Here is a 9,019-nt window from a genome sequence, read left to right as displayed (position 1 = left end):
CTTATTGTATTAATTAACTGTGTATAATTAGTGACTTTCATACGGATAACTTTTTTTATATGCTATTATTTTAAACAAAATTAAATTAAATATTGTGATTATAAAATTTCTTATTGCATTCATCATAAAAAATAAGCATTTATTAATAATCATTAAATATAACTAAATTTTAAATTTAAAAACAAAATCATCTACATTTATAGAGAAAAAAAATGTTTAATATATTAAAAAAAAGTATTATTTTTTTTATTTTATTTCTTCTTTTTATACTTTGTATTTTTTTCTATTGGAAATATCCTTCTGTAATTTATAAAAAAAATTTAGAATCATTAAAATATGCAGAAATCATAAAAAAAATAAATCAAAAAAATACTAAAAATTTTAATGAAGTAGAAAATTTTATTATTCAAAACAATAATATTTATGGAACTTTAGCTGCTTTATCCCTAGCAAAAAAATATGTTCTATATAACAATCTCGACAAAGCATTTATTCAATTAAAAAACAGTTTAAAATATACTCAAGAAGAAAATTTAAAAAATTTTTTAAAGTTAAATATGGCGAAAATACAGATACAAAAAAATAAAAATAACGAAGCTTTAAATATTCTTTTAACTATTAAAAACTACAATTGGAATAATATGATTGAAAACATGAAAGGAGATATATTTATCAATAAAAACAATAAAAAAGAAGCCTTAAAACATTGGGAAAAAAGTTTTTTAATTGAAGATTCTAATGCATCTAAAGAAATTATTAATATGAAAATCAATGAATTAAAAAAATAAATGCAAAATGAAAAATAGATTCATCTAAATAATATAAAATTATAAAAAATAAAAATGGATATTAAAAATGATACCTATTATTGTATTAATCGGCCGTACTAACGTAGGGAAATCTACTTTATTTAATGTTCTAACAAAAACTAGAAATGCACTAGTAGCTAATCATATAGGTATTACTCGAGATAGACAATATGGATACTGTGAATTCAACTTAAATCAAAAAATAATTTTAATTGATACAGCAGGTTTGGATATTAAGCTAAACGAAATAGAAAAAAAAGCATATGAACAAACATTAAAAGCTATAAAAGAATCACACTTAATTTTATTTATAGTAGATGCACATGACGGATTAATGCCACAAGAATATGAAATCGCTCAAAAAATAAGAATATATGAAAAAAAAACCATTCTAGTTATCAATAAAATTGATAGTATTAATCAAAATTATAAAATAAATGAATTTTATTCTTTAGGATTTGAAAAAATACAAAAAATCTCTGCTAGTCATAATCAGGGAATTAATAATCTAATTAATAAATACTTAATACCTTGGATAAATATAAAATTTGAAAAAAACATAATAAATAAATCTTCTCAAGATATAAGACTTAAAAAATCGTCAATAAAAGTAGCTTTTATTGGTCGACCCAATGTCGGTAAATCAACTTTAATAAATGAGATTTTACAAAAAGAAAGAATGATTACGTGTAATATTCCCGGTACAACATTAGATAGCATATCAACACCAATTAAATATAATTATAAACATTACATGTTAGTCGACACTGCAGGAGTATCTAAAAAAAACAAAAAAAATCATGATTTTGAAAAATTTTCAATAATTAAAACATTACAAACCATTGAAAAGTCAAATGTAATATTATTAATAATAGATGCAAGTCTTAAAATATGTCATCAAGATTTATCATTATCTGAATTTATTGTAAATTCTGGAAAAGGAATTGTTATAGTAGTAAATAAATGCGATTTATTAGATTATTTAGAATTAAAAAAAATAAAAAAATTAATTAAATACAAATTAAAATTTGTTCATTTTTCAAGAATACACTTTATATCAGCATTATATAAAAGAGGAATATTTGAATTATTTAAATCCATTAATGAATCTTATCAAGAATCTAAAAGGAAAATTAGCACATCAATGCTTACAAAAAATATGTATATAGCAATTAAAAAACATCAACCACCAATTATAAAGGGACGTCGAATAAAACTAAAATATGCACACTTAGGTAGTTCTAATCCCCCTAAAATTATTATACATGGCAATCAAGTTAAATATTTATCTTCCGCTTATAAACGATATTTGATGAATTTTTTCTATAATATTCTCAAAATAAAAGGCACACCTATTCAAATAGAATTTAAAGATAATACTAATCCTTATATTAAAAAATAGAAATTACTATTCTGTAACATAATTTACACTATATAAAGGAATTTCTACTTCAATATCTACTGTTCCAATAATAGCTTGGCAACTCAAACGACTTTCAGATTCGAGACCCCAAGCTTTATCTAAAATATCATCTTCTTTTTCAGACCATCCTGAAAGAGAAAAAAATCCTTTTCTTATAATACAGTGACAAGTACTGCAAGCACATGATTTTTCACATGCATGTTCTAATTGAATATTATTACGCAGTGCAACAGATAATATCGTTTCACCTTCTATTGCTTTAAATTCACCACCCTGTGGTAATATAATTTTATGAGGTAAAAATAAAACTTTAGGCATTATTATATATTCTCTTTTAAAATATTTTTGATAGAAGAAGATTCAATAGATTTTTTAAGTTGTAGTGAAAAAAAATTTTTACTTACTTCATCTAATTTCTTTAAATTATTTTTCATAGAAAAAAAATCATCTTCTTTAATAGACTTCTGTAATTTTTTTTGTATATATTTTATTTCTTTTAATTCTTCTTCAGTAATTAAATTTTTATATTTTTTCAAGGATGCATTTAAAATTTCTAAAATACGAATAGACTCAATTTTTTTTTCTTCTTTTACTCTAAAATAATAATCATCTTTAGAATGTTTTAAAGAATCTTCTAATATCTTAGGAAGATTCATATTTTTTAATATAACATTATTATCAATTTTAATATTTTTTTCTTTATTACTATATTTTTCTAAAATTTTAACATCAATTAATCCATCTATATTAACTTGAAACGTAACTAAAATTCTAACTAATCCAGCTTTTTGTGGTTTAATATCTCTTAAAATAAAACGAAATAATGAAATACAATTTTTCACTAATTCTCTCTCTCCTTGAACAATATGTATCAGAATAGATGTTTGATTATCTTTATACGTTGTAAATTCTTTTGTTTTTGAAGTAGGAAGTGAAGTATTTCGAGAAATTATTTTTTCAACAAATCCACCCATAACTTCAATACCTAATGAAAGAGGTATTACATCTAATAATACTGTTTTATTTTTTATTTTATTATTACTAAAAAGCATATCAATATGCATAGCTGCACCTATTGCTACTACTTGATCAGGATTAATAGAATTTAATGGAATTTTTTTAAAAAATTTTAAAACTTCTGTATAAACTAATGGAACGCGAGTAGATCCTCCTACCATTATTACTTCTTTAATTGCATCAACAGATAAATTAATTTCTTCAAGAAGATTTGCACAAATTGATAAAGTTTTTTTCACAAAATGAATAATAATTGAGTTAAATTCGTCAAGAGTAATATAACCTTTCCAATCTAAAAAATGAACTTCAACCTGTTTATATTTTGTTAATTTTAATTTTGTTGATTTAGCAATTTGAAGTAAAGATGATTGAAAAAAATTATCACATTTATTTAATAATTTTGATTTCTTATATATATAAGTTGCTAAAGCATAATCAAAATCATCACCACCTAAATTAGAATCTCCGCTAGTAGCTAAAACTTCAAATATTCCTTTATTTAAATTTAATATAGAAACATCAAAGGTACCACCACCTAAATCATATATAATAACAAGACCTTTTTTTTGTTTTTGCAAACCATATGCTATAGCTGCTGCTGTAGGCTCATTTAATAATCTTACTAAATTAATTTCAGCTAACATTGCTGCTTTTTTAGTTGCTTTTTTTTGAATATCATTAAAATATGCTGGAACTGTAATAATACTTGCATCTATTTTTTGATTAAATAAAAAAATAGCCCTTCTTTTTAAACATTTTAATATATCACTAGAAACATCAATAGGAGTAATATGACCGGCATCTGTATGAAAAAAAATACCTTCATTCATATCTTTTTCTATAAAATATGGAAGAATAGGAAATTTATTTTTAATAAAATCAATAGAACGACCTAGTAAACGTTTTACAGAACTAATTGTATTAAAAGGATCGTTAGTAATATTTTCTAAAGCTTTCCAACCTACTGAAACTTTATTTTTTTTATATTGAACAACTGATGGCAATAAATAACGTTTTCTTTTATCTGATAATAAAATTATGTTTTTTTTTCTTACTGTAGCAGCTAAAGAATAAGTAGTACCAAGATCAATACCTAATAACAATTTTTTTTTGTGTTTTTTTTTTAAAAGAATCATATAAAATTATCCTAATTCATCTTTCTTAAATATATGCTATGTTCTTTTTTTAAATTATTTTTTATTTTTTTTAAAAAAAGTAATTCTGAAATAGTTTTAATAACTTGTTCATATTGTTTCTTTTCAAATTCCATTTCAATTTTATTTTTGCAATATATAATTTTTTTTTCTATTTTTTTTATAAGACGATCTAATTTTTTTTCGTCAAAATTATTTTCTTTTAAATTATCTAATTCTTCATATAAAGAAAAATACTTTATTAAAAAATCATTATTTTTTAATAAAAGAGTTTCTTCTTTTATCTTAAAGCCATTTAAAAAAAGAAAATAGATAGCTCTACTTAAAAAATTTTTTAAAGTCTTATATCCTTTATTAATTTGTATTGATTTTTCTAAAATTATTTTTTTTTTAGATTCAGAATCATTGATAAAAAAATCAGGATGAAATTGTAATTGTAATTTATAAAAATTTTTAGAGAGTAACTCTTTGTTAATTTTGAATTTTTTTGGCATATTAAACAATGTAAAATAATTCATACACACCCTATATTATAATTAATAATATGAAATATAAAAACTAGGATGTTGAAAGAAAATATTCTTTCAACATTAAATAATTATTAAATTAATTTAAATTTTTTTTATTTTTATAATCAGCAATTGCTGCTTTGATAGCATCTTCTGCTAAAATAGAACAATGAATTTTTACTGGAGGAAGTTCTAATTCTTCTACTATAGTAGTATTCCTAATTGATTCCGCTTCTATTATAGATTTGCCTTTAACCCATTCAGTAACTAATGAACTTGATGCTATAGCAGAACCACAGCCATATGTTTTAAAACACGCATCTTCAATAATTCCTTTTTCATTAACTTTTATTTGTAATTTCATTACATCACCACAAGCAGGTGCTCCTACTAATCCACTACCGACATTAAGATCAGAACTAGAAAAAGATCCAACATTACGCGGATTTTCATAATGATCCATTACTTTTTTACTATAAGCCATTTTAAATTATCCTATATTAATTATGCTATTTAACTATGTTCCCATTCTATACTATTTAAATCAACTCCTGATTTAAACATTTCCCACAAAGGAGAAAGTTCGCGTAATCTATTAATAGATTTATGAACTAATTTTATTGTATGTATAATTTCTTCTTCTGTAGTAAATCTTCCAATTGAAAAACGAATAGAACTATGAGCTAATTCATCTTTTATTCCTAAAGCTTTTAGAACATAAGAAGGTTCTAAACTAGCCGAAGTGCAAGCAGAACCAGAAGAAACAGCTAAATCTTTAAGAGCCATAATTAATGATTCACCTTCAACATAATTAAAACTTACATTTAATATATGAGGTACACATTGCTGTAAATCACTGTTTAAATATACTTCTTCAATATTTTTAATACCATTCCAGAGAAAATTTCTTAATTTTGTTAAATGAATAAAATCATCATGTATTTTCTTTTTAGCTAACATAAATGATTCACCCATTCCTACAATTTGATGAACTGGAAGTGTACCTGAACGCATACCTCTTTCGTGACCACCACCATGTATTAAAGATGATAATCGAACACGGGGTTTACGACGAACGTAAAGGCCACCAATACCTTTAGGACCATAAACTTTATGCGCAGAAAAAGACATTAAATCTATAGATATTTTTTTTAAATTAATAGGTATTTTACCGACACTTTGAGTTGCATCTACATGAAAAAAAATACCACTATTTCGACAAATTTTTGATATGCTATTAATGTCTTGTATAATACCAATTTCATTATTTACATGCATTATAGAAACTAGTATAGTGTCTTTTTTTATATTTTTTTTTAAATCATTTAAGTCAATAATACCATTATTTTTAGGAGTTAAATAAGTTAATAAAAATCCTTTACTTTCTAGATATCTACAAGTATCTAAAACAGATTTATGTTCTGTTTTACTAGTGATAATATGTTTACCCTTTTTTTGATGAAAAAAAGCTATTCCTTTTATGGCTAAATTGTTAGCTTCAGTAGCACCAGAAGTAAAAACGATTTCACGAGAATCAGCTCCAATTAATTCAGATATTTGATTACGTGCAATATCAATTGCTTCTTCTGCATTCCAACCAAATTTATGAGAACGTGATGCAGAATTTCCAAAAATTCCATTAATTGTTAAATAATTCATCATTTTTTTTGCAACTTCCAATTCTACTGGTGTAGTTGCTGCATAATCTAAATAAATCGGAGTTTTCATAATAAATATTTACCTTTAAATAACGTCCTATAAGATATATTCTATCATTTTAATAAAATTTTAGATCTAAAAATTGCTAAAATTTAATTTTTTAAAATATCAAAAATACATACTAGACTTTTATTTTCATTAAGAATATAATACAATTTAATAATTTATAATTATTAGGGGTGTAGTTCAATTTGGTAGAGCATCGGTCTCCAAAACCGAAAGTTGTAGGTTCAAGTCCTTCCACCCCTGCCAAAATTCACTAATTGAAAATTTTTTAATAAATTAAATCATGTTATTGAGTTTATTAAAAATAAATCAATATCAATATTATATTTAAAATATACATTCCTGTTTTTTCTTAAAAAAATTTCTAAAAAATATATTTTTCAAATAAAAATTTTTTATCATATTAAATATAAAAACCTATTTAAAAGAAGGTTTTTATGAATTAATTTGTGTTAAATAATTTTTATAAAAATTCTTATTTTTGGAGCTGTTTAAAATGGTTAAATATCGTTCTTTTAAAACTACTCAAGGTAGAAACATGTCTGGAGCAAGATCATTATGGCGTGCTACAGGAATGACAGATGAAGATTTTAAAAAACCAATTATTGCAGTAGTCAATTCTTTTTCACAATTTGTACCAGGACATGTTCACTTACATGAAGTTGGAAAAATAATTTCTCAAGAAATTCAAAAATCAGGTGGTGTTGCAAAAGAATTTAACACCATTGCAATAGATGATGGAATAGCAATGGGACATTCTGGTATGTTATATTCTTTGCCATCACGTGAATTAATTGCTGATTCTATAGAGTATGTTATTAATGCACATTGTGCTGATGCAATGATTTGTATTTCAAATTGTGACAAAATAACTCCAGGTATGCTGATGGCATCTTTACGTTTAAATATACCGTCAGTTTTTATATCCGGTGGTCCAATGGAAGCAGGTAAAATAGAAAAAAATAATAAAACAATAAAAATTGATTTAGTTGATGCTATCATTCATGGAGGAAGAACTAATAAATCAGATAATTTTCTTAAAAATATTGAAATTTCATCTTGTCCTACATGTGGTTCTTGTTCAGGTATGTTTACAGCTAATTCTATGAATTGTTTAACGGAAGTGATGGGTTTATCTTTACCTGGAAACGGTACATTATTAGCAACTCATATTGATCGTAAAAATTTATTTATAAAAGCAGCTCAAACTATAGTTAAAATTACAAAAGAATACTATAAAGAAAATAATAAAAATATTTTACCGAGAAATATTGCTAACAAAGAGTCTTTTGAAAACGCAATGATATTGGATATAGCAATGGGAGGATCAACTAACACAATTTTACATTTATTAGCAGCAGCCCAAGAAGGAAAAGTCAATTTTAAAATGTCTGATATTAATGATTTATCTAAAAAAATACCTCATATTTGTAAAGTTTCACCAAGTACTTCACTGTATCATATAGAAGATGTTCATCGCGCAGGTGGTGTTATGGGTATTTTAGGAGAATTAAATCGTTCTCATTTATTACATAAAAAAACAAGAAATATTTTACAACTTAATTTAGAAGAAACATTAAATGAATATGATATTTTTTCCACAAAAAATCTTGATGTAATCAATATGTTTCGAGCAGGACCAGGTGGAATTCGTACAATAAAAGCATATTCTCAAGATTTTAGATGGGACGAATTAGATTATGATCGTAAAAAAGGTTGTATTCGTTCTTGTAAATACGCTTATAATCAAGATGGAGGATTAGCTGTTTTATATGGAAATTTAGCAAAAAATGGTTGTATAATAAAAACTGCTGGAATCGATAAAAAAAACCATATCTTTTCTGGAACTGCTAAAGTATATGAGAGTCAAGAAGAAGCAGTACATGCTATTTTAAATAAAAAAATTCTTTCAGGTGATATTATTGTTATTCGCTATGAAGGTCCTAAGGGAGGACCAGGAATGCAAGAAATGTTATATCCAACTACATATTTAAAATCTATGAATTTAGATAAAACATGTGCGTTAATTACTGATGGTAGATTTTCCGGAGGTACATCAGGAATTTCTATAGGACATATTTCACCTGAAGCTGCAAATAAAGGTTTAATTGCTTTAGTAAAAAATGGTGATGTTATTGATATTAATATTCCTCAAAGAACTATTCATTTAAATATTACAGAAAAAGAACTATCTGACCGTATTTTTCACGAAGAATCAAAAGGATCTCTAGCCTATAAACCTTCTAATCGTAAAAGATATGTTTCTTCTGCTTTAAAAGCGTATGCTTTCTTTTGTACTAGTGCCGATAAAGGAGCAGTTAGAGATGATAAAAAAATATCTAATATTTAAAATAGTACTACAAAAATAAAAAATACATATTC

At 24.2% G+C, this 9,019-nt stretch carries 8 protein-coding genes and 1 tRNA gene; 4 read left to right on the top strand and 5 right to left on the bottom strand.

Going from position 1 to position 9,019, the window contains the following annotated elements; translation table 11 throughout:
- The first annotated feature begins 212 nt into the window (after positions 1 to 212).
- Both D9V61_RS03085 and der read left to right on the top strand, forming a co-directional pair.
- The gene (locus D9V61_RS03085) at positions 213 to 788 is read left to right on the top strand and encodes a YfgM family protein (RefSeq protein ID WP_158339753.1); all 576 of its coding nucleotides are present in this window, start codon (positions 213 to 215) and stop codon (positions 786 to 788) included.
- A gap of 67 nt (positions 789 to 855) precedes the next feature.
- Positions 856 to 2,211 carry a ribosome biogenesis GTPase Der gene (der, locus tag D9V61_RS03080; protein WP_158339752.1) on the top strand — a complete coding sequence of 452 codons (1,356 nt, stop codon included), beginning with the start codon at positions 856 to 858 and terminating at the stop codon, positions 2,209 to 2,211.
- Positions 2,212 to 2,217: 6 nt separating this feature from the next.
- Here the strand turns inward: der and fdx are convergent, their stop codons facing one another.
- From fdx to D9V61_RS03055, 5 genes are all read right to left on the bottom strand, one after another.
- Complete coding sequence (gene fdx, locus D9V61_RS03075) at positions 2,218 to 2,550, bottom strand: ISC system 2Fe-2S type ferredoxin (protein WP_158339751.1); 333 nt, start codon at positions 2,548 to 2,550, stop codon at positions 2,218 to 2,220.
- 2 nt (positions 2,551 to 2,552) lie between these two features.
- On the bottom strand, positions 2,553 to 4,385 hold the full coding sequence (gene hscA / locus D9V61_RS03070) for a Fe-S protein assembly chaperone HscA (RefSeq protein ID WP_158339750.1): 1,833 nt from the start codon (positions 4,383 to 4,385) through the stop codon (positions 2,553 to 2,555).
- An 11-nt stretch (positions 4,386 to 4,396) separates the two neighbouring features.
- Positions 4,397 to 4,921, bottom strand: a complete 525-nt coding sequence (gene hscB / locus D9V61_RS03065) for a Fe-S protein assembly co-chaperone HscB (RefSeq protein WP_158339749.1) — start codon at positions 4,919 to 4,921, stop codon at positions 4,397 to 4,399.
- 88 nt (positions 4,922 to 5,009) lie between these two features.
- Positions 5,010 to 5,396: a Fe-S cluster assembly scaffold IscU gene (gene iscU, locus D9V61_RS03060; RefSeq protein ID WP_158339748.1), complete on the bottom strand. Its 387-nt coding sequence runs from the start codon at positions 5,394 to 5,396 to the stop codon at positions 5,010 to 5,012.
- A gap of 29 nt (positions 5,397 to 5,425) precedes the next feature.
- Entirely contained in the window at positions 5,426 to 6,640 is a 1,215-nt protein-coding gene (locus D9V61_RS03055) for an IscS subfamily cysteine desulfurase (protein ID WP_158339747.1), read from the bottom strand.
- Positions 6,641 to 6,806: 166 nt separating this feature from the next.
- On the opposite strand from D9V61_RS03055, the gene D9V61_RS03050 reads away from it, so the two are divergent.
- Positions 6,807 to 6,883, top strand: a tRNA-Trp gene (locus tag D9V61_RS03050).
- A gap of 250 nt (positions 6,884 to 7,133) precedes the next feature.
- The gene (ilvD, locus tag D9V61_RS03045) at positions 7,134 to 8,987 is read left to right on the top strand and encodes a dihydroxy-acid dehydratase (RefSeq protein WP_158339746.1); all 1,854 of its coding nucleotides are present in this window, start codon (positions 7,134 to 7,136) and stop codon (positions 8,985 to 8,987) included.
- Positions 8,988 to 9,019: the final 32 nt, after the last annotated feature.

The organism is Buchnera aphidicola (Acyrthosiphon lactucae) (assembly GCF_005083565.1).
Classification (GTDB): Bacteria; Pseudomonadota; Gammaproteobacteria; order Enterobacterales; family Enterobacteriaceae; genus Buchnera; species Buchnera aphidicola_AH.
This window is presented reverse-complemented; position numbering and strand designations above follow the sequence as displayed.